The sequence below is a fragment of the Cupriavidus sp. C1SS-2L genome (assembly GCF_057073735.1).
On sequence record NZ_CP172708.1, the window covers coordinates 1,704,090 to 1,729,629 of the forward strand.

Below are 25,540 nucleotides of genomic sequence, written 5' to 3' on the forward strand. Positions count from 1 at the left end.
GAACGCAGATGAAGCAAGAAGGTAGGGTGAAGGGCAAAGTCGCCCTGGTCACCGGCGCGGCCAGCGGCGTCGGCCGTGCGGACGCGCTGCTGCTGGCCGCAGAAGGCGCGAGGGTGGTACTGAGCGACGTCAACGAAGAAGCGGGCCAGGCGCTGGCGCGCGAGATCGGTGACGCGGCGCTGTTCGTCCGTCACGACATCGCTAGCGAGGAGGACTGGCGCAGTGTCATGGCGGCTGCACTGGATCGCTTCGGACGGCTGGACGTGCTGGTGAACAATGCCGCGATCTGTCCGCTCGGCTCGATCGAGGAAACCTCGCTCGAATGCTGGCGGCAGGTCATGCGCGTCAATGCCGATGGCTATTTCCTCGGCTGCCGTTTCGGCGTGGCGGCGATGAAAGGCAATGAGGCCGGCGGCTCGATCGTGATGATGTCTTCGGTGGCAGCGCTGGGCGGCCTGCCGATGATGTGCGCGTACACCGGTTCGAAAGGCGCTGTCACCGCGCTGACGCGCAGCGTAGCGGCGCATTGCAAGCAGCAGGGCTACCGCATCCGCTGCAACTCGATCCACCCGGACGGTATCTGGACCCCGATGACGCAGGCGCTCGTGCCGGATCTCGACCCGGTCGCACTCGGTATCGGGACAGACCCGATGGCGCGCATGTGCAACCCTGAGGATGTCGCCAACCTGGTGCTGTTCCTCGCCTCGGATGCATCGCGCTTCATCAATGGCGCTGAACTGCACATCGACAATGCACAGCTGATCTCGTCGCTGTGACGAGGACGCGGCAGCCGCCAGTACGGAGCTGCCGCGTTCTGGTTAAGCGCTGTATTGCGCGACGATCTCCCTGACAGTGCGTGCGATGTCCTGGCGGCGATAGCCGAGCAGCGCGGTCTCGGCTGCATCGGGTTCGTAGTACAGCGTATTGCCGCGGCCGAAGCAGATGGCGGCATCAGGCATCAGCGGATGTTCCTGGTCGATGGCCGGAGGCACAGGACGGCCCGCCTCGCGGAAGAAGGCGCCGAAGTAATCCTGGAACGTCAGGTTCTCGTCGCCGACAAGATAGGCCTTGCCGTTCTCGCCGCGCAGCAGCGCGCCTTCGATGGCTTCCGACAGCGATGCCGCCGAGATGAAGTTGACGCCGCCGGGCGGCGCAAAGTCGGGCATCGGCGCGAATCCGCCCTTCGCATAGTCGGTGTAGGCCTTGAACATGGGCACCAGCAGGCCCGGCACGGTCCCGACCACGAACGGCGCATTGACGCTCACCACGCGGAAGGCGGGGCCGGCCAGTGCACGTACGCCCTCGTCAGCGAGCTTGCGGGAGCGGATATAGGCGTTCTGTTCGGCCAGCGCCGGCATGGCCTGCGGATAGAAGCTGCCGACATGCACGGCGACACGGATGCCGGCATCGCGCGCCGCACGGAAGAAGCTAGGCACGCCCTGCACATTCGCGCGCTCCCAGTGCGCGGCTTCGTTGCCGTCCGGCGGCAGGTGGCGCACATCGTTGCCCGCGGCGAAGACCAGGGCATCGAACGCCCCGAGCTGCGCGGCCGGCAGGTCGTTGGCGATGTAATCGCAGCGCAGGTAGTCGAGTTCACCGAGCGGCGTGCCGGCGGCGGGGCAGTTGCGGCCGGCAATGGTGACTTCGTGTCCCTTGTCGCGCAGGGCCAGGGCGGCGTGGCCGCCAATCATGCCCGTGCCGCCGACGATCAGAATCTTCATGCTGTTCTCCTTGCTCGTGGTTGTTGTTGGGTGGCTGATGCTTACGATGGGTTCGATCAGCCGTCAGAGGTTCATGCCGTTGCCGACCATCACCGGCATATTGGTCCAGTTGCCTTTCGGGTCGCGGTACCAGCCGGACGCCGCCAGCGCGCCGCCGTTCACATGCAGGGCCGTGCCCGTGATCCACGACGCGCGCGGGCCCGCCAGGAACACGATGCCTTCGGCAATGTCCCGCGGCGTGCCGAACCGGCCCAGCGGGATCCAGTTCGGCATGTGGTGCCGGTGCTCTTCCGCAACGACCAGCGACACCGGCACCTGCGGCGTTTCCGTGGTCTCGGGGGCGATCAGGTTGACGCGGATGCCCGACGGCGCCAGCTCGAGCGCAAGGCTCTGCGTGAAGCCGGTCAGTGCGGCCTTGAACGCGCCATAGACGCTGCAGTTCGGGATGCCGCGGAAGCCCTCGATCGACGACACGCTGACGATGCTCGCCGCCGCGCTGCGCCGGAGCAGAGGCAGCATCGCGCGTGTGACCGAGAAGACATGGCGCAGGTTGACCGCGTACAGGCTGTCGATCTCGGCGTCGTCATACAGTTCGAAGGGCTTGGCGATGCGCAGGAAGTCACCGACGTTATTGACCAGCACATCGAGCGCGCCGAAGCGTTCGCCGATCTGCGCGGCGAGTGAAGCCACGGTCGCAGCGCAGGTGACGTCGCCATGCACGACCAGTGCGTCGTTGCCATCGGCGCCGAGCAAGGATGCGGCGGCGTCGGCGCGGCTCGGATCGATCTCGATCACCGCCACGCGGGCGCCCTGTTCCTGAAAGGCCTGTGCGGCCGCCAGCCCGATGCCGGCGCCGCCGCCGGTGATCAATACAGTCTTGCCTTGGAAATCCATCAGTCTCAGTCTCCTTCTTCGTCGTGGCGGTAATGCAGGGAAAGGTCGACAGCGGCCGTAGCAGGCCGCCCGGGGCGACTTTGAAGCGCCGTGGTGGCGTGGACATCGTCCGAATGCATGGCAGGGAAAACACCGATAAGGCAGGGCCCGGGATGGCCCTGATGCGTCCCTATAATCGCCGCTGACCCAGGCGCCGGCAGAGCGCCGGGCAATACACACCGTGCGAAGCGAGGAGACGAAAAGTATGTTGATGGCCACGGAGCCGGCGCCGGACGCGTCGTCGCCCCTGTTCACCCACTCCGGGCTCGGCCTGGCGCAATTCAGTGCGCTGCTGGCAGCCATCTACGAAGGCCCGATGGAGTCCGTGCCCTGGGGCCGCGCGCTTGAAATGCTCCGCAAGCAACTGGACGCCACGTATGTGAGCTTTATCCTGCGCTCGCCGGCCAGCGACCGCAGTGGCCTGGCGGTACATGCGTCCGAGCAGGGGACCTCGCTCGAGGCGGAGGCGTCATACAACAGCTACTACTACGCGATCGATCCCTTCATCAACCTGCCCACCGACCGCGCCGTTACCGTGGACGAGGCAACCGGATCGGGCAACTGGTGCCACAGCGAGATCTACCGGCAGTTCCTGCAGCCGCTCGACATCCGCTACCTGCTGGGCGCGGACATCCGCACCGACGACGGCGTGGAATGCCGCCTGCGCATCTGCCGTCCACATGCGTCGCGGGATTTCGACGAGAAGGACAAGGCTGCCTGCGGCGTCATCCTGCCGCACCTGAAGCGGGCGGTGCGGCTCCATTCACGGCTCGACGTGGTCGAGTCCGAACGCAGCCTTTACGCCGGTGCCATTGACCGGATGCTGGTGGGCATGCTGATCCTCGATGAGTCGGGTGCCATCCTCAAGAAGAACTTCGAGGCTGATGAGATCCTGGCCGAGAACGACGGTATCCGGCTCAACGGTGGCAACTTCGAGATTGCCTACGCGCAGGAGAGCCGGAAATTCCAGTTCCTGCTGCGTCGTGCGCGCATGGGGCACCATGGCGGCGCGCCGGCGATTGCCGAAGCCATGTCGATCACGCGGCCGTCTGGGCGTGGGAAGCTTGGCGTGTTGATCCGCACGATTCCGTTGAGCGAGTGGTCGGAGGATAACCGGCACCGGCCGGCATGCGCGGTGTTCATTCGCGATCCGGAGCGCAAATCGCGCGCCTCGCATGAGGTCGTGCGCAAGCTGTTCGATCTCACGCCTGCGGAGACGGCGCTCGCACTGGTGCTAGCTGACGGGTTGACGCTTGATGAGGCGGCTGTCGAACTGGGCATCAGCAAGAACACAGCGCGGGCGCATTTAAGGGCTATTTTTTCCAAGACTGGGGTGACTCGGCAGGCGACGTTGGTCAGGACGTTGCTGAGTAGTGTGGTGGCGTTGGGGTAGGGGTTGGCGGCTTAACGCTCTTGGCAGGCGCTGCTGTTTCGCCGGCGTAGCCGGCGACCTACTTTTGTCCGAGCGACAAAAGTAGGCAAAAGCGCGTCATGCTTGCCCTAACGGGCGAATATTTATCGTAGTGGGCTGGGCCTGTCAGAAATTTTGTGTTTAGGGCATAACATGTCACCAAGGAGCATGTATGCCACGCAAAACCAAGACGAGCCAAGCCGCTGACCGCGAGCTGCCGACCATTCCCGAGGACCTGATCGCGCATTTCGTCAAGGGTCCGATGACCGCTGAGGCGGTCCAGGACGCCTCGATGGCGTTCAAGAAGGCCCTGATCGAGCGCGCCCTGGGCGCTGAACTGGGCCATCATCTAGGCTACCCGGCTGGTGCTGAGCGCCCAGCCGGCACGGCCAATCAGCGCAATGGCAAGAGCGCCAAGACGGTCTTGACCGATGACGGCCCACTGCGGGTGGATATCCCACGCGACCGCGATGGCAGCTTCGATCCGATCCTGATTCCCAAACACGAGCGGCGCTTTACCGGGTTCGACGACAAGATCATCGCCATGTACGCCCGCGGCATGACCGTGCGCGAGATCCAGGCGTTTCTGGCCGAGCAGTACGGCACCGAAGTGTCGCCCGAGTTCATCAGTTCGGTGACCGACGCAGTCATGGATGAGGTAATCACCTGGCAGTCGCGCCCGCTGGAAGTGATGTACCCAGTGGTGTTCTTCGACGCGCTGCGGGTCAAGATGCGCGAGGACGGCGTGGTGCGCAACAAGGCTGTCTACCTGGCCTTGGGCGTGCTGCCAGATGGCACGCGCGACATCCTGGGCCTGTGGATCGAGACTACCGAAGGCGCCAAGTTCTGGATGAAGGTGTTCAACGACCTGAAGACCCGCGGCACGCAGGACATCCTGATCGCGGTCACCGATGGGCTCAGAGGCATGGAGCAGGCATTGAATGCGGTGTTCCCGAATACGACGCTGCAGACCTGCATCGTGCATCTGATCCGCAACAGCCTCGAGTACGCCAGCTGGAAGGAACGCCGGGCCGTGGCGGCAGCGCTCAAGCCCGTGTACACGGCACCTACTGTCGAAGCTGCGCTAGCCGAGTTGTCAGCCTTCGAGCAAGGGGAATGGGGTCAACGGTACGCACCCATCGGCGCATCCTGGCGGCGCGCCTGGGATCAGGTGATTCCGTTCTTTGCGTTCCCGCCGGCAATCCGCAAGATCGTCTACACGACCAACGCCATTGAGAGTATCAATGCCCAATTGCGCAAGATCATCAAGACGCGAGGTCACTTCCCCAGCGACGAGGCGGCAACCAAACTGCTCTGGCTGGCGCTGCGCAACATCACCGGCAAGTGGGGAAGCTCGACCCATGACTGGAAGGCGGCGATGAACCAGTTTGCGATCCTCTACGAGGAGCGCTTCACCCATCCGCATCGTTGAGATAATGCTGGCTCACCGCTCAATCGACGGTGAGCCTTTAACTGCCCTGCACACAAAAAAACTGACAACCCCAGTGGGCTGAGAGTGTTGTACGGGTATGGGCTTCAGAGTTTTTCTGGCTGCCTGCCGCGTGGTGCACCACCATGGTCAGAATTACAGCGCTGATTGAACGAGCCCCGAAACTGTCCGTGGACCCTGCTGCTGGCGATATCGTGTAATCGCCTTCGGCTGCGCTACGCGCAGAGCTCAAGTCTGAGCACGCAACTCCAAGGCGAACCACGCCTCAGTGACGAGGCCCGCGCATTGCATGCGCGAAGTCGAGGAAAGGGACCTCGGAACGAACCACGGGCGCCAGCGACGTTGATGAGCTTGCACCCAGACTAGGACGCGCGCGCAGCGCAGCCGAAGGCGTCCCACCACTGACCTGTTTGAAACGCTGTACCCGAGTCCAACTTGGGGATCGTTCAAAAGCCGTGCCGCGCCAGGCACAGGTCCTGACTCACATAGCGTGAGCAGGCTTGAACGAGCACCCAAGCATCGCGAGACCAAAGCCGCTCGAACCATAGAAGCGCATCGTTGATGGCCGTCTGCCAAGACACGCGTTTCTTGCCTACTTCTTGTCGCTCGGACAAGAAGTAGGTCGCCGGCTACGCCGGCGAAACAGCGGCGCCTGCCAAGAGCGATAACCCAGCCCAACGAGAAAGCCGCTCCCGCCGACATCCCCGTATACCCGGTAGTCCACTTGAGGTATGCCCCTCACCCCCCAGCCTCCTAGCATCCTTGCGAACCCCTGAACGCCATCGGCGATGTCGTTCTAAACGGACCGTCAGGTTGAAACCTGCAATCCCTTCGCACAAGGAGCCAAGAGCATGGAAAAAGTCATCTACATAGTCTGGCGCGACCCCAGCACCAAGCCGGAAACATTCGCGCAGGACCTGCGAACAAAACTGGCACAGCAGCTGCTCCAACTAGGCGCCCGCGGCGTACAGATCAACGTACAGGACGAGGACGTGGCACCCGCCGCAGCCTTGCGGCAAGTGAACACACTCCCCCAGATGGACGGCCTGCTATCCGTCTGGGTCGACAGCGCCATCACCAGTCTGCGCCGGCCATTCGACGACGCCGTACTGGCTGCCACCGGCCGAATGGCCGGCTACCTCGTCACCGAATCCCAACCCATCCGCAACACGCGGCATCCCGCACGCGCCGGCGAGCGCACGCCCGGCTTTTCGCAGCTGGCGTTCCTGAAGCGCCCGCCGCGCCTGACCCACGAGGCATGGCTCGATACCTGGCACAACCGCCACACCCAGGTGGCCATCGACACCCAGGACACGTTCCTCTATGTGCAGAACGTGGTGGTGCGCGCGCTGACGTACGGCGCGCCGCCGCTCGACGCGGTGGTGGAGGAAGGCTTCCCTGAAGCCGCCATGACCGACCCGCAGGCGTTCTTCGATGCACCCGGCGACGAGGCGAAATACCAGCGCAACCTGGCCGCCATGATGGAAAGCTGCCAGCGCTTTATCGACTTCGACAAGATCGACGTGGTGGCCAGCAGCCAGTACATCGTCAGGCCGCCAGCCGCCTGAATCCCGCCTGAATCCCGCCTGAACGCGCCGGATCCGGCTAGTCCGCTAGGACGATGTGCCGGCCGGCCGCGCACGGAAGAATGGTCTCCATACCGAATCAAACCAGAGGAGACCAGCATGTTGGACATTCGTGCGCTTGGCTACATCGTGGTCGAGTCCACTGACTTAGGGCAGTGGCGACACTACGCCGAACAGGTGCTTGGCATGGCCTGTTCCGGGGCTCCGGGCGGCGCGTTGTACGTGAAGATGGACGAGCGCGATTACCGCTACCTGATCGTTCCCGGCACGCGTGACCGCTACCTGGCTTCCGGCTGGGAACTGGCCGATGAGCCGGCTTACCGCCATGCGCTCGCTACGCTGCGCGAGGCCAACGTGGAAGTGGTGCACGCCAGCGCCGCGGACCTGGCGCAACGCCGCGTGCAGGCGCTGGCCTGGTTTGTCGACCCCTCGGGCAATCGCCATGAGATCTCGTGGGGCATGCGCTCGGATTTCCTGCGCTTTGTCTCGCCGATCGGCGTGCCGCGCTTCATTACCGATCCGATGGGGGCAGGCCACACCGTGCTGCCGGCACCCGCCTTCGACGAGACCTATGCCTTCCTGCGCGATGTGATGGGCTTCGGGCTGTCGGACATCTTCCGCGTGCGCTTCACCAACGACCCGGCCGAACCGGAGAAGCGCATCCATTTCCTGCATTGCGGCAACGGCCGCCACCACAGCCTGGCGATCTTCGAGATGCCGTCGGAAGCCGGCTGCATCCATGTCATGGCCGAAGTGCCTGAGATGGCGGAAGTCGGCCGCGCACTGGACCGCGTGCAGCAGCACGGCGTGAAGATGTCCGCCACGCTGGGCCAGCACTGCAACGACCGCATGACGTCCTTCTACATGAAGACGCCGGGTGGTTTCGACCTCGAATACGGCCATGGCGGGCTGGTGGTGGACTGGAGCCACCACGCCGCCTACGAAGCCACGCGCGTCAGCCTGTGGGGACATGACTTCAGCATCGGATACCGCTAAGCCCTGAATACCTATGATCAAGACAATCGACAAGACCATGAGCGCGGCCGATGTGGTCGGCCAGCTCGCCGATGGCATGACCATCGGCATCGGTGGCTGGGGCCCGCGCCGCAAGCCGATGGCGCTGGTGCGCGAGATCCTGCGCTCGCCGCTGAAAGACCTGACCGTTGTCGCCTACGGCGGCCCTGAAGTGGGCATGCTGTGCGCAGCGGGCAAGGTGCGCAAGCTGGTGTTCGGCTTCGTGTCGCTCGACGTGATTCCGCTCGAGCCGTACTTCCGCCAGGCGCGCGAACGCGGCCAGCTGGCGGTGACGGAGCTGGACGAGGGCATGCTGCAACTCGGCCTGCGCGCCGCCGCCGCGCGCTTGCCGTTCCTGCCGACCCGCGCGTCGCTGGGCACCGATGTGCTGGACAGGAACCCCGAACTGAAGACAGTGCGCTCGCCCTACGCTGACGGCGAGGTACTGGTAGCGATGCCGGCCATCGAGCTGGACGTGGCCCTGCTGCACGTCAATGAGAGCGACGTGCTCGGCAATACCCGCATCGACGGTCCGGATCCCTTCTTCGATGAATGGTTCGCCCGCGCCGCGCGCCGCTGCTACGTGAGCTGCGAAACCCTGCGTCCAAGCATCGAGGATGAAGACCTGTCGCGCGCACGCGGCAATGCCTTCGAACGCTCGCTTGTGACGGGCGTGGTCCACGGACCCGGCGGCGCCCATCCCACGTCCTGCGCTCCGGCTTATGGCTGGGACCTGCCCGCGCTGAAGGCGTACTGCGCCAGCGCCGAGGTCGAGAACGGCTTTGCTGCGTACCGCAACGAGGTGGTGGGCGCGAGTGAAGCCGCCTATCTGGAGCGCATCGGCGGCCTTGGCCACGTGCATGACCTGCCGCTGCCCGTACTTTGAACCCGTCAACTCTAGGAGCGACCGTGAGCGCCACTTATGAATTCACACGCGCCGAGCTGATGATCGCCGTCGCCGCCCGCGCCTGGCGCGACGATGGCGAGGTGCTGGCCACCGGCATCGGCACCGGTCCGCGCATTGCAGCCGGACTGGCGCGTCTCGCGCACAACCCCGGCTTGCTGCTGACCGACGGCGAAGCCTACCTGGTGGAATCGCCGGTGCCGCTGGGCCCGCGCGAGCCCGGCTACAAGGTCCGCGCAAGTGGCTGGATGGGCTACTCGCGCGTGTTCGACTGCCTGTGGGGCGGACGTCGCCACGCGCTGGTGATGCCCACGCAGATCGACCGCTTTGGCCAGGCCAATATCTCGTGCCTGGGCGGCACGCATGCACAGCCGAAGACGCAGTTATTGGGTGCCCGTGGCTTTCCCGGCAACAGCATCCACCACGCCAATTCCTTCTTCGTGCCGGCGCACAGCACGCGTGCCTTTGTCGCCGGCGAGGTCGACATGGTCTGCAGCACCGGCTACAACCCGGCGCGCCAGATCGAAGGCATGCGCAGTTTTGTCGACCTGCGCGTGATCGTCACCGACCTTTGCGTGATGGATTTTGGCGGCCCGGATCACGCCGTGCGCGTGCGTTCGCTGCACCCGGGCGTAAGCCTGGAGCAAGTTCAGGCGGCCACCGGCTTCGCGCTGGCCAACACGGCCGGCGAAGTACTGCCCGAGACTGCGCCGCCCACGCCGGAAGAGCTGCGCCTCATCGCGCAGCTCGACCCGCACAACCTGCGCGCGACCATCGTGCGCGGCAACCCTTCCGGACGCGCGTGAGGCAACCATGACAACGCCAGCCATCGAGCCCATCGCACTCGGCCCGGATGCCGAAGTGCTCTACCACGTGGCGGACGGCATTGCCACCGTCACCATGAACCGTCCGCAGTACCACAACGCGCAGAACTCGAAGATGACGTATGCGCTGGACGAGGCCTATCGCCGCGCCGCGTCGGATGACGCGGTCAAGGTGATCGTGCTGCGCGGTGCAGGCAAGCATTTTTCCGCCGGCCACGATATCGGCACGCCTGGGCGCGACATCAACGAATCGTTCGATCGCACGTCGCTCTGGTATGACCACGTCAACAAGCCTGGCGGCGAGTTCCTCTATGCACGCGAGCAGGAGGTGTATCTGGGCATGTGCCGTCGCTGGCGCGAACTGCCCAAGCCGACCATTGCGATGGTGCACGGTGCCTGCATTGCCGGCGGGCTGATGCTCGCCTGGGTGTGCGACCTGATCGTGGCGTCCGATGACGCATTCTTTGCCGACCCGGTCGTGCGCATGGGCATTCCCGGCGTGGAGTACTTCGCGCATCCCTATGAACTGCACCCGCGCATCGCCAAGGAATTCCTGTTCCTGGGCGAGCGCATGAGCGCGGAACGCGCCGAGCGCATGGGCATGGTCAACCGCGTGGTGCCGCGCGATGCGCTGGAGGACGCCGTCTACGGCATGGCCGCGAAGGTCGCGCAGATGCCGAGGCTCGGGCTGACCCTGACCAAGCAGGCGGTCAACCATGTGGAAGACCTGCAAGGCAAGCGCACAGCAATGGACGCTGTCTTCGCTTGGCACCACTTCGCGCATGCACACAACGAACTGATCAGCGGCGACAAGCTCGGCGGCTACGACGCGCGCGCCATGGCGGCATCGCAACGAACCGGGGAGGGCAAGGCATGAGCGCGTCCGGCCTGCATACGGTGCTGTGCGACCTGCTTGGCTGCCGCTATCCCATTGTCCAGACGGCAATGGGTTGGGTGGCCGATGCGAAGCTGGTTGCGGCGAGCGGCAATGCTGGTGCGTTTGGCTTCCTGGCCGGCGCGACGATTCCTCCCGGCGAGGTCGAGCGGGAGATTCTGCGGGTCAAGGCGCTCAGCGAAAGGCCGTTCGGCATCAACTTCCACATGTTCCAGCCCAACGCGGATGAAGTCATCGAGATGGCCATCCGCCACCGGCTGCGCGCAGTCAGCTACGGGCGCGGGCCGGACGCGAAGATGGTCGGCCGGCTTAAGGCGGCCGACGTCGTCTGCATGCCGACCGTCGGCGCCGCCAAGCACGCCGCCAAGGCGGTGGAACTGGGCGCGGATGTGGTGACCGTGCAGGGCGGCGAGGGCGGCGGCCATACCGGCGGCACGCCAACCACGCTGCTGCTGCCACAGGTGCTCGACAGCGTGCGCGTACCGGTGGTGGCAGCGGGCGGCTTCTTCGACGGACGTGGACTCGCTGCGGCGCTGGCGTACGGTGCGGCAGGCGTGGCCATGGGCACACGCTTCCTGATGTCGAGCGAGTCGCCGGTGCCGGCGCAGACGCTGGAGCGTTACGTCAAGGTGCGTGATCCGGCCAGCATCCGCGTGTCGCTGGCGATTGACGGCCTGCCGCAGCGGATGATCGACAACGCGCTGCTGCTGGAACTGGAACAGGCCGGCCCGTGGCGGCGCACCTGGCTGGCGCTGGGTGCCGCGCGCAAGTGGCGCGCACGTACCGGGATGAGTTCGGCGCAGATGCTTGCCACCGCGTGGCGCGCCATGCGCGAGCAGGACTACAGCGCCGCGCAGACGCTGATGGCCGCCAACGCGCCGGTGCTGATCCAGCGCGCGATGGTGGAAGGGCATCCTGACGACGGCGTGCTGCCGAGCGGCCAGGCCGCCGCGGCCATTGGCGCCATCGAATCGTGCGAGCAGATTGTCGCGGGCATCGCTGCCCAGGCGCAGGTGCGGCTGGCCGCGTTGTCCGGCACCGGGCTGGCTGCTGCCGCCTGACCACAGACAGAGGAAACCATGCAAACGAATCAAACCGCCCAGAAGGCGCCGTTTCGCGTCTACATCGGCGATGGCATCGCCGAACTGGTGATTGATCATCCCCCCGTCAATGCGCTCGACAATGCCGGTTGGCAGGCGCTGGCACGGGCAATCGACCGCCTCGGCGATGACCCGACGGTGCGCGTGATCCTGCTGCGCGGCGAAGGCCGTGGCTTCTGCGCGGGCGTCGATATCAAAGAACTGGCGAAGCATCCGCAGCGCATCGTCGACGTCAACGCCGGTAACTACGCGACGTTCCGCGCCGTGCACCGCAATCCCAAGCCGGTCATTGTCGCCGTGCACGGCTTCGTGCTGGGCGGCGGCATCGGCATCTGCGGTGCGGCCGACATCATCGTGGCGTCCGAGTGCGCAAGTTTTGGCGTGCCGGAGATCGACCGCGGCGCCATGGGCGGCGGCGCCCACCTGCAGCGCATGTTCGGTGTGCAGAAGGTGCGCGCGATGTACTTCACCGGCGAGATGATCGATGCGGCCGAGGCCTTCCGCCTCGGTGCGGTCGAGCGTGTCGTGCCGCGCGACGCATTGCGCGACGCGGCCCTGGCGCTGGCCCGCAAGATTGCCGCCAAGAGCCCGGCCATGCTGCAGCTTGCCAAGGAAGCGCTCAACGGCGTCGAGGACGGCAACCTCGAGGACAAGTACCGCTGGGAGCAGGGCTTCACGCTGCAGGCCTATATGAGCGCCGATTCCGGCGAGGCGCGCGCCGCCTTCGTGGAAGGCCGCGAGGCCCGCTTCGCCTAGCCCGGGAATCCACCATGCATCTCGAATACACCGACGCCCAGCGCGCTTTCCGCGCCGAGGTCCGCGCGTGGATGGCCGAACACGTGCCGCGCACGCCGCTGGCAAGCTTTGATACCGAAGAAGGTTTCGCGCAGCACCGCGCGTGGGAAGCCAAGCTTAACGAGGGCCGCTGGAGCATGGTCACGTGGCCGTCCGAACTGGGCGGGCGCGGCTGCGACCTGATCGAGTGGCTGATCTTCGAGGAAGAGTACTGGCGTGCCGGCGCGCCGCTGCGCGTCAACCAGAACGGCATCTTCCTGCTCGGCCCCACGCTGATGGAGTTCGGCACCGAGGCGCAGAAGGCGCGCTTCCTGCCGCGCATGGCTTCGGGCGAGCACGTCTGGGCGCAAGGCTGGTCCGAGCCGAATGCCGGTTCCGACATGGCCGCGATTCGCTGCAGCGCAGTGCGGCAGGGCGATGACTACGTGATCAACGGCCAGAAGATCTGGTCCACCCGCGCGGTATGGGCGGACTGGCTGTTCGGCCTGTTCCGTACCGATCCGTCGTCGTCGCGCCATCACGGGCTGACCTTCATCCTGGTGCCGCTGAACACGCCCGGCATCACCGTGCGGCCGATCCGCCAGCTCAACGGCCAGACCGGCTTTGCGGAAATCTTCTTCGACGAAGTGCGCGTGCCGGTAGAAAACCGTCTGGCCGCCGAAGGCGCGGGCTGGCAGGTCGCCATGGCTACCGCCGGCTTCGAACGCGGCCTGATGCTGCGCTCGCCGGCGCGCTTCCAGGAAACCGCGCGGGCGCTGGTGAAGCTGTACCAGCAGCACAAGGCATCTGCCGACCGCGATCCGTCGTTGCGCGAAGCGGTGCTGCGCGCATGGATGGATGCGGAGGCTTACACGCTGTCCACCTACGCCACCGCCAGCCGTCTGGTGCGCGGTGGCCATATTGGCGCCGAATCGAGCACCAACAAGGTGTTCTGGTCGGAGTTGGACATCCATATGCACGACACCGCGCTGGCCATCCTTGGCCAGGCCGCAGAAGTCGCGCCGGCCGACCAGCCGTCGGGCTCGCTTGGCCACTGGCTGGATGGCTTCCTGTTCTCGCAGGCCGGGCCGATCTACGCCGGTACCAACGAGATCCAGCGCAATATCGTCGCGGAGCGCCTGCTCGGCATGCCGCGCGCGTAACGAGAAAAACGGCATCCGAGGGGAAACACGATGGATTTCACTTTCACCGAAGAGCAGGAGCAGTTTGCCGAAGCGATCCGGCGCTTCCTGATGACCGAGATGACGCCCGAGCTGACCCGCGAGCTGTGGGCCACCGAATCTGGCCGCTCCGATGCGCTGTGGCGCCAGCTTGCCGATCAGGGCATGGCGGCGTTGATGGTGCCGCAGGAGCAGGGCGGGCTGGGACTGGGCGAGGTCGAATGGGCGCCACTGGCGCAGGCGTGCGGATATTTCGCGCTGCCCGAGCCCTTGCTCGACACCGCGCTGGTGGCGGCGGCCCTGTTGCGCGATGCGTTGCCCCTTGTGCAAGACGACGCGGCGCGCGACCGTTGCACGACGCTGCTGGAGCGCATTGCTGGCGGCCATGCGCGCATCGCGGTGGCGCATCCGCAGGAGCTGCTGGTGGCCGACGCCCATGTGGCCGACGCCATCCTGTGCGAGCACGAAGGCGCGGTGCACTTGCTGCGGCGGGACGAGGCCGTGCTGACGCCGCGCGCGGGGCTCGATCCTTCGCGCCGCCTGTTCGAACTGGCCTGGACCCATTCCGAACAGACGCAACTGACTCCCGCGGCGGCGGCCGCTACCGCCGGCCTGTGGGACGACGCGCTGAACCGCGGCGCGCTCGGCGTGGCGGCACAACAGCTAGGCCTGACGCAGCGCATGCTCGATCTTGCGATCGACTACAGCGCGCAGCGCAAGCAGTTCGGCAAGGCCATTGGCACCAATCAGGCGGTCAAGCACCTGCTGGCGGACGTGGCGATCCAGCTCGAGTTCGCCAAGCCGGTCCTGCACCGGGCCGCCAGTGCGCTGGCGCAAGGCCTGTCGCAGGCGGGCCTGCATGTGTCGCATGCCCGCGTGGCGGCCGCGCGCTGCGCGTGGTCCGCCGCGCGCCAGGCCATCCAGGTGCATGGCGCGATGGGCTACACGTGGGAACTCGACCTGCAGATCTTTACCAAGCGGGCCTGGGCCCTGGCGGGAAGCTGGGGCGACCGGGCCTTCCACAAGGCGCGCCTGGGCGCGCACATCCTGGATGGCGCGCATGACATCGGCGCCGGCGCCACCTTTGCCTGAATCCGAAGAGAGTCCCAAGAGACATGACCATGAAACACGCCTATATCGTTGACGCCCTGCGCACGCCCACCGGCCGCCGCAAGGGCGGACTGTCGCACATGCACGGCGCGGACCTCGGCGGCTTCGTGCTGGCCGAGCTGGTGCGCCGCAACGACATTCCCGCCGAGGACTATGACGACGTGGTGTTCGGCTGCGTCGACACCATTGGCCCGCTGGCCGGCAATATCGCCCGCAGCGCGTGGCTGGCCGCCGGCCTGCCGCTGACCGTGCCGGGCGTGACGGTGGACCGCCAGTGCGGTTCGTCGCAGCAGGCCGTGCACTTTGCCGCGCAGGCGGTGATGAGCGGCACGCAGGACGTCGTGATCGCCGGCGGCGTGCAGACCATGACGCAGATCCCGATCTCGTCGGCCATGCTGGCAGGGCAGGCGTTGGGGTTCTCCGACCCGTTCTCGGGCAGCAAGGGCTGGCACGCGCGTTTCGGCGATGCGCCGGTGTCGCAGTTCCACGCCGCGCAGCGCATCGCCGAGCACTGGAAGCTGTCGCGCGAGGCCATGGAAGCGTACGCGCTGGAAAGCCACCGCCGCGCCGCGGCTGCGATCGAGGGCGGCCACTTCGCGCGGGAAATCGTGCCGTGCGAAGGCGTGAAGCATGACGAGACACCACGCCCCGATACCACGCTGCCCAAGATGGCCGCGCTGGAGCCTCTGATGCCGGGCAGCGCGCTGACCGCGGCTGTATCAAGCCAGACTGCCGATTCGGCCGCCGCGCTGCTGATCGTTTCCGAAGACGCGCTCAAACGCTACCAGCTCACGCCGCGCGCACGCATTGCGCATATGAGCGTCATGGGCGACGACCCGCTGTGGATGCTGACCGCGCCGATCCCGGCGACGAAGCGGGCGCTCGAACGCAGCGGCCTGAGCCTGGCCGACATCGACGTGGTGGAGATCAATGAAGCCTTTGCCTCGGTGGCGATGGCCTGGCTGGCGGAGACCGGCTACTCCGCCGCGCGCACCAATCCCAACGGAGGCGCCATCGCGCTGGGCCATCCGCTCGGCGCCACCGGCGCACGCCTGATGACCACGCTGCTGCATGAACTGGAGCGCACCGGCGGCCGCTACGGCCTGCAGACCATGTGCGAAGGCGGCGGCCTGGCGAACGTCACCATCATCGAACGACTGTAAGGAGAAGGCCATGGGAATCTGCGACGGACGCACCGTTATCGTCACTGGCGCCGGCGGCGGGCTCGGCCGCGCCTATGCGCTGGCCTTTGCCGCCGAAGGCGCCAATGTGGTCGTCAACGACATCCGGCGCGAGGCGGCAGAGGCCGTCTGCGCCGACATCCGCACGGCTGGAGGTAGCGCGCTGGCGAACGATGACGACATCACGCAACTCGTGACCGCGCAGCGCATCGTCGACGCGGCTGTGGCGGCCTTCGGCGAGGTACACGTGCTGGTCAACAATGCCGGCATCTGCCGCGACCGCATGTTTGTCAGCCTGACGGAGGCCGACTGGGACGACGTCATGCGCGTGCACCTGCGTGGCCACTTCTGCCTGGCCAACCTGCTGGCCAGGCGCTGGCGCGATGCGGCCAAGGCCGGTCAGTCGGTCGACGCACGCATCATCAACACCAGCTCCGGCGCGGGGCTACAGGGCTCGGTCGGGCAGTCCAACTATGCCGCGGCCAAGGCCGGCATTGCTGCGCTCACACTCGTGCAGGCGGCCGAGCTGGGCCGCTATGGCATCACCGCTAACGCGCTGGCGCCGGCCGCGCGCACCGGCATGACCGAGCAGGTGTTCGCCGACATGATGAAGGCGCCGGAAGGCGGCTTCGATTACTACGACCCGGCCAATGTTGCGCCGCTGGTGGTGTGGCTTGGCAGTACCGCTTCGGCACAGGTCAACGGCCGCATGTTCGAGGCCGCGGGCGGCATGATCTCCATTGCCGACGGCTGGCGCACCGGCCCCACCGCCGACAAGGGCGCACGCTGGCAACCGGCGGAACTCGGCACGACGGTGGGCGAACTGCTGGCCCAGGCGCACGCGCCGCAGTCGGTCTACGGCGCGGCCTGAGCGCGACGGCCATGGACTTTTCCCATTCCGTCGAACAGCAGATGATTCGCGACAGCGCGCGGGACTATCTCGCCGCACACAGCGATTCCGCAGCGGTGCGGCGTGTGACCGAAGCCGGCCCGGCCCATGACGACGCGCTGTGGTGCGCGATGGCCGGCGAGCTTGGCTGGTGCGGCATCGCGCTGCCCGAAGCCGTGGGCGGCGCCGGCCTGGGTGCGCCCGGACTGGTGCTGCTGCAGGAACAGCTCGGCCAGCGCCTTGCGTGCGTGCCGTTCTGGTCCACGGTTTGCGTGGCAGCACCGCTGCTGCAGGCCAGTCTCGGTCCGCGCGGCAGCGCGCAATGGCTGGAACGGCTGGCCTGCGGCGAGATCCGTGCCGCCGTGGTGTTGCCGGACGATGGCGGCTGGCGGTATGACCGCGTTGCCGTCACCGCACAGGCGGGCGCGGACGGCTTCGTGATGCATGGAAATGCCGCACAGGTGGCCGATGCCGCCGGCGCGGACTGGCTGCTGGTGCCGGCGCAGCTGGAGGATGGCAGCCCCGCGTTGTTCCTGCTGGAGCCCGTCGCCTTCGCAGGCGATGCACGCTTCTCGCTGCAGCCGCTCGATACGCTCGACCGCACTCGGACGATGGCCGCACTACGGCTGGACGGGCTGCCCGTCAGTGCCGACGCCTTGCTCGCACGCGGCGACGCCGCCGCGCAGGGCCTGGCCCACGCCTGGTGGCACGGCAAGCTGATGCTCGCAGCGGAACAGCTTGGCGCGGCGCAGCAATGCCTGGACCTGACCGTTGCGTACGCGTCGGAACGTATTCAGTTCGGCCGCGCCATCGCCTCGTTCCAGGCAGTGAAGCACCGCTGCGCGCAGATGATGGTGCTGATCGAAGCGGCACGGTCCGCGGTGTATGGCGCGGCCAACGCATGGGATGACGAGGATTCGGCCCGTGCCCGTCCCGACATCGCCGCGGCCTCGATCGCGGCCGACGACGCGTTGCGCTTCTGCGCACAGGAGGCTGTCCAGCTCCATGGCGGGGTCGGCTTCACCTGGGAATACGACCCCCAGCTCTATTTCAAGCGCGCGCAGGCGGCCAGCCACTGGCTCGGCGGGGCGGGCGTGGCACTCGATTACATCGCCGATGTTTCCCAAGACGCGGATAGCGAGCCGGGCGCGGGGAGGACAGCATGAACACGAACGAAGACGCGGCATTTCGTGCCGAGGTAGCGCGGTGGATGTCCGCCAATCTGGCCGGAGAGTTCGCCTGCCTGCAACACCGCGGCGGGCCCGGTGACGAGGAGGCTTATCCCGAACTGCGCAAGGCCTGGGAGCGGCGCCTCGCTGAAGGCGGCTGGACCGGGCTCGGCTGGCCCCGCGCGCACGGCGGCCGCGAGCTGCCGGTGATGCAGCAGGTGATCTTCCATGAGGAATACGCGCGCGCCGGCGGCCCGGGCCGCATGGGGCATATCGGCGAGGGGCTGATCGGCCCGACGCTGATCGCCTTCGGGTCGGAGGACCAGAAAGCGCGCCTGTTGCCGGGCATCCGCAACGGCACGACCTTCTGGTGCCAGGGCTATTCGGAGCCAGGCGCGGGCTCGGACCTCGCCAATGTGCGCACGCGCGCGGTACGCGACGCGGCCACCGGCGACTGGCTGGTGAGCGGGCAGAAGGTGTGGACCTCGCTCGCGCACGAATCCAACTGGATCTTCGTGCTGGCGCGTTGCGAGCCCGGTTCGCACGGCAGCAAGGGCCTGATCTTCCTGATGCTGCCGCTGGACCAGCCCGGCATCGAGATCCGGCCGATCCGGCAGATGGGCGGTGGTGCGGAATTCAACGAGGTGTTCTTCGACGGCGCACGCGCGGCGGCCGCCGACGTGCTCGGCGAGCCCGGCGACGGCTGGCGCATCGCCATGGCGCTGCTCGGGTTCGAGCGCGGCATCTCCACGCTGGGCCAGCAGATGCAGTTCACGCATGAACTGGAATGGGTCGCGCAGGCCGCGCGAGACAACGGCAGCAGCCGCGATGCGGTGGTGCGCCAGCGTATCGCGCGCGCCTGGGCCGGCCTGCGCGTGATGCGCGCCAACGCGCTGCGCATGCTGGCCGGCGCGGCGCAAGCCGGTGCCGACGGCGGCGCCACGCTGCAGCGCGAGGCGCTGATCTACAAGTACTACTGGTCCAACTGGCACCGCGACCTCGGGCAACTGGCGCTGGACGTGCTGGGCCCGCTAGCCAACGTGCTCGATGCCGGCGAGGCGGGCGATGTGCGCCGCACGCGGCTGCAGCAGATGGCGCTGTTCTCGCGCGCCGACACCATCTACGCCGGTACCAACGAAATCCAGCTCAACATCATCGCCGAGCGCGGACTCGGCATGCCCCGCGAGGCAAGAGGACAGTCATGACCCCGAACACCGAAGCCATTGACCTGCCGGCCGCGCCGGCCTACGTACCGGGCCACCAACTGCTTGCCGGCAAGAGCGTGCTCATCACCGCGGCTGCAGGCGCCGGCATCGGTTTCGCGGCCGCACGCCGCTGCGCGGAGGAGGGCTGCCGCGCGCTGATGATCTCCGATATCCACGAAAAGCGGCTGCAGGAGGCGGTCGCAAAGCTGCGCGCCGAAACCGGCCTGCAGGCCATCTATGGCCAGCTCTGCAATGTCGCGGACGACGTGCAGGTGCGCGCACTCGTGGCGGCGGCGGAGGAAGCGTTGGGCGGGACCGATGTGCTGATCAATAACGCGGGCCTGGGCGGCTCGCGCCGCCTAGTCGAGATGGACGATGCCGAGTGGTCGCGCGTGCTCGATATTTCCCTCACGGGCACTTTCCGCATGACGCGGGCCATGCTGCCGCACATGCAGGCGCGGCGGCGCGGAGCCATCGTCAACAACGCTTCGGTGTTGGGCTGGCGCGCGCAGAAAGAGCAGTCGCACTACGCCGCGGCCAAGGCCGGGGTGATGGCGCTGACGCGCTGCAGCGCGATGGAGGCCGCCGAGTTCGGCATACGCATCAACGCCGTGGCGCCCAGCATCGCGCTGCACGACTTCCTGAAGAAGTCGGCGCCGGCGGACCTGCTGCGGCAACTCAGCGAACGCGAAGCGTTCGGGCGAGCGGCCGAGGTGTGGGAAGTGGCCAATGTGATGGTGTTCCTGGCGAGCGACTACGCCTCCTACATGACGGGCGAAGTGCTGCCGGTGAGCAGCCAGCGGGCTTGAATACAACAGGAAAGCAGATGTCACGAGTCTTCCGTTCCGCGCAGGACATCCACGACGCCGTCGGCCAGCGCCTCGGCGAAAGCGCCTGGACGCGGATCACCCAGGCGCAGGTCGGCCAGTTCGCCGATGCCACCGGCGACCACCAGTGGCTGCACGTCGATCCCGAGCGTGCTGCCCAGGGGCCGTACGGTGCGTGCATCGCGCATGGTTACCTGACGCTGGCCCTGGTCAACCAGTTCCTGCCGGAACTGATCACGGTCGAGGGCATGAAATGGGGCGTCAACTACGGCTGCGACAAGGTGCGCTTTCCGGCGCCGGTGCGCGTGGGCGCCCGGGTACGTGGCGTGGGTGACCTGGTGCGGGCAGAGACCCTGCCGGGCGGCGTGCAGTCGGTGGTGCGCATGACCGTGGAAATCGAGGGCGAGGACAAGCCGGCCTGCGTGGCCGAGACCATCAGCCGCTACTACTTCTGAGAAGGAATCGAGCATGAATGAAGCAGTCATCGTCGCCGTCGCGCGCACGCCGATCGGCAAGGCCTTCCGCGGCGCCTTCAACGACACCGAAGCCCCCGTGCTGGGCGGTCATGTGGTGCGTGCGGTGGTCGAGCGCGCGGGCGTGGACCCGGCCGAGGTGGAAGACGTACTGATCGGCGCGGCTGCGCAGCAGGGCACCCAGGGCTATAACCTGGGCCGTCTTTGCGCGGTGGCGGGGGGCCTGCCGGACAGCGTGCCCGGCATGACCTTGGACCGCATGTGCGGCTCCGGCCTGATGACCATTGCCGCGGCGGCGCGTGCGATCCAGTGCGGCGAGGCCGACATCCTTGTCGCCGGCGGCGTGGAATCCATCTCGCTCACGCAGAACAAGCACAAGAACGCCTTCCGCGCCCAATCCGAAGCCGTACTGGCGCACCAGCCCGCCGCCTATATGGCGATGATCGAGACCGCCGAAGTGGTCGCGCGCCGTTACGGCATCAGCCGCGCCGAGCAGGACGCCTACGCCTGGCGCAGCCAGCAGCGCACGGCCGAGGCACAACGCCGCGGCGCCTTTGACGACGAGATCGTGCCGCTGGAAACGCGCCGCGCGCTGTTCGACAAGAGCGGCGTGCTGACCGGGCACGAGACCGTGCGGCTGGAGCGCGACGAATGCAACCGGCCTGACACCACCGCCGAAAGCCTCGCCGCACTGAAGCCGGTCTGGAGCGGCGGACAGGCGATCGCTCAAGGCGAATACATCACCGCGGGCAATGCGTCGCAGCTTTCCGATGGCGCGGCCGCCGTACTGCTGATGAGCGCCAAAGAGGCACAACGTCGCGGCCTGCGCCCGCTGGGCCGCTACCGCGGCATGGCCGTGGCGGGCTGCGCGCCCGACGAGATGGGCATCGGCCCGGTGTTCGCCGTGCCGAAGCTGCTGGAGCGCCACGGCATGACGGTGGCCGACGTGGGCTTGTGGGAGCTGAACGAGGCGTTTGCGTCGCAGGTGCTGTATTGCCAGCAGAAGCTCGGCATTGCCGATGCGCGCCTGAACGTCAGCGGCGGGGCGATCTCGGTCGGCCACCCGTTCGGCATGTCGGGTGCGCGCATGACCGCGCACGCGCTGATCGAGGGCCGCCGCCGCGGTGTGCGGCAAGCGGTGGTGACCATGTGCATCGGCGGCGGCATGGGTGCCGCGGCGCTGTTCGACGTACTGCCCTGAGCAGCAATCCTGGCATGGAAGCGGCCCGCCACGAGGCCGCCCGCCATGGCTCCATACGGAGGAGACATCATGAAACGACTGATCGGCATCGCCATGTCGCTGGCGGTACTGGCGACCGCGGTATGGGCCTTTGCGCCGCGTCCGCTGCCGCCGTTCCCGGCGACGGTGCTGCGTCCGGACGGCCTGCAGGTAAACGGCATGGCGCGCGCCGGCGAGCGGCTGGTGGCCGTGGGCGAGCGCGGCAAGATCCTGTTCAGCGATGACCAGGGCCGCAGCTGGCGCGGCGCAACCGTGGACCAGCCGCAGGGCGCCACGCTGACGCAGGTCGCCTTTGCCGACAGCCGCCATGGCATGGCGGTGGGCCACAGTGGCTGGATCCTGCGCACCGAAGACGGTGGCGAGCATTGGCAGCAGGCCGCGTTCGACGCGGAGTCGTCCGATCCGCTGCTCGGCGCGTGGGCGCAGGCTGGCGGGACGTGGTTTGCGGTTGGCAGCTTCGGCCGCTTCCTGGTCTCGCGCGATCTCGGCAAGCATTGGGAAGATGGCGCCGCGAAGGGCATGCCGGAGGCGATGAAGGATCGCCACCTGAACGGCATTTCGGGCGATGCGCAAGGCCGCCTGATGCTGGTCGGCGAAGCCGGGCTGGTGCTGCGCTCGGCCGACGGCGGCGAGCACTGGGAAGCCGTCAAGGCGCCCTATGAAGGATCGCTGTACGGCGCGCTGTCACTTCGCGATGGCGCCTGGCTGGCGTTTGGCATGCGCGGCAACGTGCTGCGCAGTGAAGACTTCGGTACCACCTGGCAGGTCGCAGAGACAGGCCTGAAGACCTCCTTCTTCGGCGGCGTGATGCTGCCTGATGGCCGCATCGTGCTGGCCGGGCAAGGTGGCAGCCTGGTGATGTCCGCCGACGGCGGGCGTCACTTCGCTGCATTGCCCGCCGGCAGCCCGCAGACCCTGGCCGCGCTTGCCCCGACGGGCAAGGACACGCTGGCGCTGGGCGGCAACAGCGGCATTGCGGACCTGACACTCCCCGCTGTCCGCTGACTCCCACCCGCCTGAACGATTGCGAGAACGATCATGAACCGCCCCCAATCCCCCGGCCGCCTGGGCCGTTTCGTCGACGCCTGCGCCAGCGTGCTGATGCGTAGGCGCCGCCTGCTGCTGACCGTGTGCCTGGCCATTACGGTGGCACTGGGCTTCTCCGCCACGCGGCTGCGGCTCGATCCCGGGTTCAACAAGATGATCCCGTTGCAGCACCCGTACATGCAGGTGTTCACCAAGTACGCGAGCACGTTCTCGGGCGCCAACACGGTGCTCGTGAGCCTGCGCTGGAAGGGCGACGGCGACATCTATAACGCGGCCTTCATGGACAAGCTGCGCCGCGCCACCGACGAGGTGTTCTTCATCCCCGGCGTGGACCGCTCACGCGTGTTCTCGCTGTTCACGCCGAACGTGCGCTTCACGGAAGTCACCGAGGCCGGCTTCCGAGGCGACGTGGTGGTGCCCGGGCGCTTTTCGGGCACGCCCGCCGAGCTCGACAAGGTGCGCCGCAACGTGGCGCGCTCCGGGCAGATCGGCCGGCTGGTCAGCAATGACCTCAAGTCCGCGCTGATCCGCGCGGAACTGCGCGAGACCGATCCGGCCACCGGCAAGACTATCGACTACGGCGCGGTCGCGCGCCAGCTCGAGAAGATCCGGGCCGAGTTCGGTGGCACCGATGTCGACGTGAATGTCGTGGGCTTCGCCAAGCTGGTCGGCGACGTGGAAGAGGGCATTGCCGGCGTAATGGGCTTCTTCGCGTTGGCTTTTGCCGTGACGGCGCTGCTGCTGTGGCTCTATACCCGCTCGCTGCGTACAACGCTGCTGGCGCTGGTGGTGGCGCTGCTGCCGGTGGGCTGGCTGCTCGGTCTGCTGCCGCTGCTGGGCTATGGCATCGACCCGATGTCGATCCTGGTGCCGTTCCTGATCTTCTCGATCGGCGTGTCGCACGCGGTGCAGATGACCAACGCGTGGAAGCAGGAGGTGGTGCTGGGCCACAGCGCGCTGGACAGCGCCAGCGCCGCGTTCCGCAAGCTGTTTATCCCGGGCACGGTGGCGCTGCTGACCAATGCGCTCGGCTTCATGGTTATCATGCGCATCGAGATCGATATCGTGCGCGAGCTTGGCATCACCGCCTGCCTGGGCGTGCTGCTGATGATCGTGACCAACAAGGTGTTCCTGCCGATCCTGCTGTCGTACACGCGGCTGGAGCCATCGGCGCTGGCAGCGGCGCAGGCGCGCCGTGCACAGGGCGGCGGCCGGCTGTGGCAGAAGTTCGGTGCGCTGGCGCGACCGGCACCGGCGCTTGGCGTGTTTGTCGCCGCGCTGGCGCTGCTGGCGGTCGGCGCGATCGAATCGCGCGGCCTGAAGATCGGCGACGTGGGCAGCGGTGCGCCCGAACTGCGCGCCGACTCGCGCTACAACCACGACAGCGCCAGCGTGGTCAGCCAGTACAACATTGGCTCGGACGCGCTGACGGTGGTGGTGGAGCCGGCCGGCTTTGACGACGGCTGCCTGCATTACCCGGTGATGAGCGCGGTCGAACGCTTCGAGATGCATATGCGCGGCGTGTCAGGCGTGCAGTCGGTGGTGAGCGTGTCGTCGCTGGCCAAGGTGGTAGTCGGCGCCTACAACGAGGGCAATCCGCGCTGGGAGGCACTGCCGCGCAGCAGCGACGGCCTGAGCCAGGGCGCCAAGGCCTTCGACCCGGACAACGGCATGAACACGCCGAACTGCCAGGCCATCCAGGTGTTGATCTACACGGCCAACCATGAAGGCGCCACCATTGCCCACATCATCCGCGAGATCCGCCGCTTTACGGCCGAAGACAAGACAGCGAACGTGGCGTTCCGCCTCGCCGGCGGCAATATCGGCGTGATGGCGGCCACCAACGAGGCGGTAGAAGAGGCCGAGGTGGCGATGCTGCTGTCGATCTTCGGCGCCATCACATTGCTGTGCCTGCTGACGTTCCGCTCGTGGCGCGCGGTGCTGTGCATCATCGTGCCGCTGACGCTGGTGTCGGTGCTGTGCAATGCTCTGATGGCGCGCCTTGGCATCGGCCTGAAGGTTTCCACGCTGCCGGTGATCACGCTCGGCGTGGGCGTTGGCGTGGACTACGGCATCTACCTGTACGAGCGCATCCAGCACCAGATCCGCGAAGAAGGCCAGAATCTGCCGCAGGCCTTTGCGGAAGCCATGCGCCAGCGCGGCTCGGCCGCGCTGTTCACGGCGCTGACGATGTGCATCGGGGTGGGCACGTGGGCGTTTGCCGCACTCAAATTTCAGGCGGACATGGGCATCCTGCTGGCGTTCATGTTCCTGGTGAACCTGTTCGGTGCGGTATCGCTGCTGCCGGCGCTGGCGTCATGGCTTGGCGTGGAAGAGGAGGAGCGCGCCCGGGTGGCGGCGGGGAGTGCCGTGCACGACGAACGGGTACGTCCGGCACGCGGGCTGAAGTCCGATACGGCATGACGCCGGCACGATAGCCAATCCGCATGTCGATGGTCTTCTGCGCTGTCCCACGAACGGGCAGAGCAGAAGACCATCGGTTCATATGAGTCATTACCAAAAGCAAAAGACCCAGGGAGGGACAGCATGGAGGCTCCGCAATCCGCCGGCGCAGCGGCATTCGCACCGGTTCGCATCGGCCCGCT

23 protein-coding genes are annotated in these 25,540 nt (G+C 67.0%); 21 read left to right on the top strand and 2 right to left on the bottom strand.

The genetic code is table 11. The annotated features are described in order from the left end of the window. The first annotated feature begins 8 nt into the window (after positions 1–8). Positions 9–776 (top strand): SDR family oxidoreductase, encoded by a 768-nt coding sequence (locus ACIGJG_RS08010; RefSeq protein ID WP_483672991.1) that lies wholly within the window; start codon positions 9–11, stop codon positions 774–776. Positions 777–818: 42 nt separating this feature from the next. Here the strand turns inward: ACIGJG_RS08010 and ACIGJG_RS08015 are convergent, their stop codons facing one another. Together ACIGJG_RS08015 and ACIGJG_RS08020 are read right to left on the bottom strand one after the other, a co-directional pair. Further along, entirely contained in the window at positions 819–1,721 is a 903-nt protein-coding gene (locus ACIGJG_RS08015; protein WP_011297718.1) for an NAD-dependent epimerase/dehydratase family protein, read from the bottom strand. 63 nt (positions 1,722–1,784) lie between these two features. After that, positions 1,785–2,615: an SDR family NAD(P)-dependent oxidoreductase gene (locus ACIGJG_RS08020; RefSeq protein WP_483672992.1), complete on the bottom strand. Its 831-nt coding sequence runs from the start codon at positions 2,613–2,615 to the stop codon at positions 1,785–1,787. Between the two features lie 244 nt (positions 2,616–2,859). Between ACIGJG_RS08020 and ACIGJG_RS08025 the strand changes: the two genes are divergently transcribed. The 20 genes from ACIGJG_RS08025 (at position 2,860) to ACIGJG_RS08120 (ending at position 25,358) form a co-directional block, all read left to right on the top strand. After that, the gene (locus tag ACIGJG_RS08025; protein WP_224003902.1) at positions 2,860–4,047 is read left to right on the top strand and encodes a helix-turn-helix transcriptional regulator; all 1,188 of its coding nucleotides are present in this window, start codon (positions 2,860–2,862) and stop codon (positions 4,045–4,047) included. 190 nt (positions 4,048–4,237) lie between these two features. Further along, on the top strand, positions 4,238–5,497 hold the full coding sequence (locus ACIGJG_RS08030) for an IS256 family transposase (protein WP_011296348.1): 1,260 nt from the start codon (positions 4,238–4,240) through the stop codon (positions 5,495–5,497). Between the two features lie 869 nt (positions 5,498–6,366). After that, on the top strand, positions 6,367–7,083 hold the full coding sequence (locus ACIGJG_RS08035; protein ID WP_483672993.1) for an EthD domain-containing protein: 717 nt from the start codon (positions 6,367–6,369) through the stop codon (positions 7,081–7,083). A gap of 117 nt (positions 7,084–7,200) precedes the next feature. Further along, positions 7,201–8,097 carry a VOC family protein gene (locus tag ACIGJG_RS08040; protein ID WP_011297722.1) on the top strand — a complete coding sequence of 299 codons (897 nt, stop codon included), beginning with the start codon at positions 7,201–7,203 and terminating at the stop codon, positions 8,095–8,097. Between the two features lie 13 nt (positions 8,098–8,110). Continuing rightward, positions 8,111–9,001, top strand: coding sequence for a CoA transferase subunit A (locus ACIGJG_RS08045; protein ID WP_483672994.1), 891 nt, complete (start codon positions 8,111–8,113; stop codon positions 8,999–9,001). A gap of 23 nt (positions 9,002–9,024) precedes the next feature. Continuing rightward, positions 9,025–9,825 carry a CoA-transferase subunit beta gene (locus ACIGJG_RS08050; RefSeq protein WP_140950054.1) on the top strand — a complete coding sequence of 267 codons (801 nt, stop codon included), beginning with the start codon at positions 9,025–9,027 and terminating at the stop codon, positions 9,823–9,825. Positions 9,826–9,832: 7 nt separating this feature from the next. Further along, the gene (locus tag ACIGJG_RS08055; RefSeq protein WP_140950055.1) at positions 9,833–10,720 is read left to right on the top strand and encodes an enoyl-CoA hydratase; all 888 of its coding nucleotides are present in this window, start codon (positions 9,833–9,835) and stop codon (positions 10,718–10,720) included. Then, positions 10,717–11,799 carry an NAD(P)H-dependent flavin oxidoreductase gene (locus tag ACIGJG_RS08060; protein WP_483672996.1) on the top strand — a complete coding sequence of 361 codons (1,083 nt, stop codon included), beginning with the start codon at positions 10,717–10,719 and terminating at the stop codon, positions 11,797–11,799. The genes ACIGJG_RS08055 and ACIGJG_RS08060 overlap by 4 nt, the downstream gene beginning before the upstream one ends. Positions 11,800–11,817: 18 nt before the next feature. Beyond that, positions 11,818–12,594, top strand: a complete 777-nt coding sequence (locus tag ACIGJG_RS08065) for an enoyl-CoA hydratase family protein (protein WP_224003912.1) — start codon at positions 11,818–11,820, stop codon at positions 12,592–12,594. A 14-nt stretch (positions 12,595–12,608) separates the two neighbouring features. Continuing rightward, entirely contained in the window at positions 12,609–13,775 is a 1,167-nt protein-coding gene (locus tag ACIGJG_RS08070) for an acyl-CoA dehydrogenase family protein (RefSeq protein ID WP_011297728.1), read from the top strand. A 30-nt stretch (positions 13,776–13,805) separates the two neighbouring features. Next, on the top strand, positions 13,806–14,885 hold the full coding sequence (locus ACIGJG_RS08075; RefSeq protein ID WP_483672997.1) for an acyl-CoA dehydrogenase family protein: 1,080 nt from the start codon (positions 13,806–13,808) through the stop codon (positions 14,883–14,885). 29 nt (positions 14,886–14,914) lie between these two features. Continuing rightward, entirely contained in the window at positions 14,915–16,066 is a 1,152-nt protein-coding gene (locus ACIGJG_RS08080) for an acetyl-CoA C-acetyltransferase (RefSeq protein ID WP_483672999.1), read from the top strand. A gap of 10 nt (positions 16,067–16,076) precedes the next feature. Then, on the top strand, positions 16,077–16,955 hold the full coding sequence (locus ACIGJG_RS08085; RefSeq protein ID WP_011297731.1) for an SDR family oxidoreductase: 879 nt from the start codon (positions 16,077–16,079) through the stop codon (positions 16,953–16,955). An 11-nt stretch (positions 16,956–16,966) separates the two neighbouring features. Next, positions 16,967–18,139, top strand: coding sequence for an acyl-CoA dehydrogenase family protein (locus tag ACIGJG_RS08090; protein ID WP_483673000.1), 1,173 nt, complete (start codon positions 16,967–16,969; stop codon positions 18,137–18,139). Beyond that, positions 18,136–19,347 carry an acyl-CoA dehydrogenase family protein gene (locus ACIGJG_RS08095; RefSeq protein WP_140950059.1) on the top strand — a complete coding sequence of 404 codons (1,212 nt, stop codon included), beginning with the start codon at positions 18,136–18,138 and terminating at the stop codon, positions 19,345–19,347. The genes ACIGJG_RS08090 and ACIGJG_RS08095 overlap by 4 nt, the downstream gene beginning before the upstream one ends. Beyond that, entirely contained in the window at positions 19,344–20,156 is an 813-nt protein-coding gene (locus tag ACIGJG_RS08100) for an SDR family oxidoreductase (protein ID WP_483673001.1), read from the top strand. Before ACIGJG_RS08095 ends, ACIGJG_RS08100 begins: the two co-directional genes overlap by 4 nt. Positions 20,157–20,173: 17 nt before the next feature. Further along, complete coding sequence (locus tag ACIGJG_RS08105) at positions 20,174–20,629, top strand: MaoC family dehydratase (protein ID WP_011297735.1); 456 nt, start codon at positions 20,174–20,176, stop codon at positions 20,627–20,629. A 13-nt stretch (positions 20,630–20,642) separates the two neighbouring features. Next, a complete protein-coding gene (locus tag ACIGJG_RS08110; RefSeq protein ID WP_483673002.1) occupies positions 20,643–21,848 on the top strand; it encodes an acetyl-CoA C-acyltransferase in 1,206 nt (401 codons plus the stop codon). Positions 21,849–21,917: 69 nt separating this feature from the next. After that, positions 21,918–22,892 (top strand): WD40/YVTN/BNR-like repeat-containing protein, encoded by a 975-nt coding sequence (locus tag ACIGJG_RS08115; RefSeq protein ID WP_220631581.1) that lies wholly within the window; start codon positions 21,918–21,920, stop codon positions 22,890–22,892. Positions 22,893–22,925: 33 nt separating this feature from the next. Continuing rightward, on the top strand, positions 22,926–25,358 hold the full coding sequence (locus ACIGJG_RS08120; protein WP_483673003.1) for an efflux RND transporter permease subunit: 2,433 nt from the start codon (positions 22,926–22,928) through the stop codon (positions 25,356–25,358). Positions 25,359–25,540 lie beyond the last annotated feature (182 nt).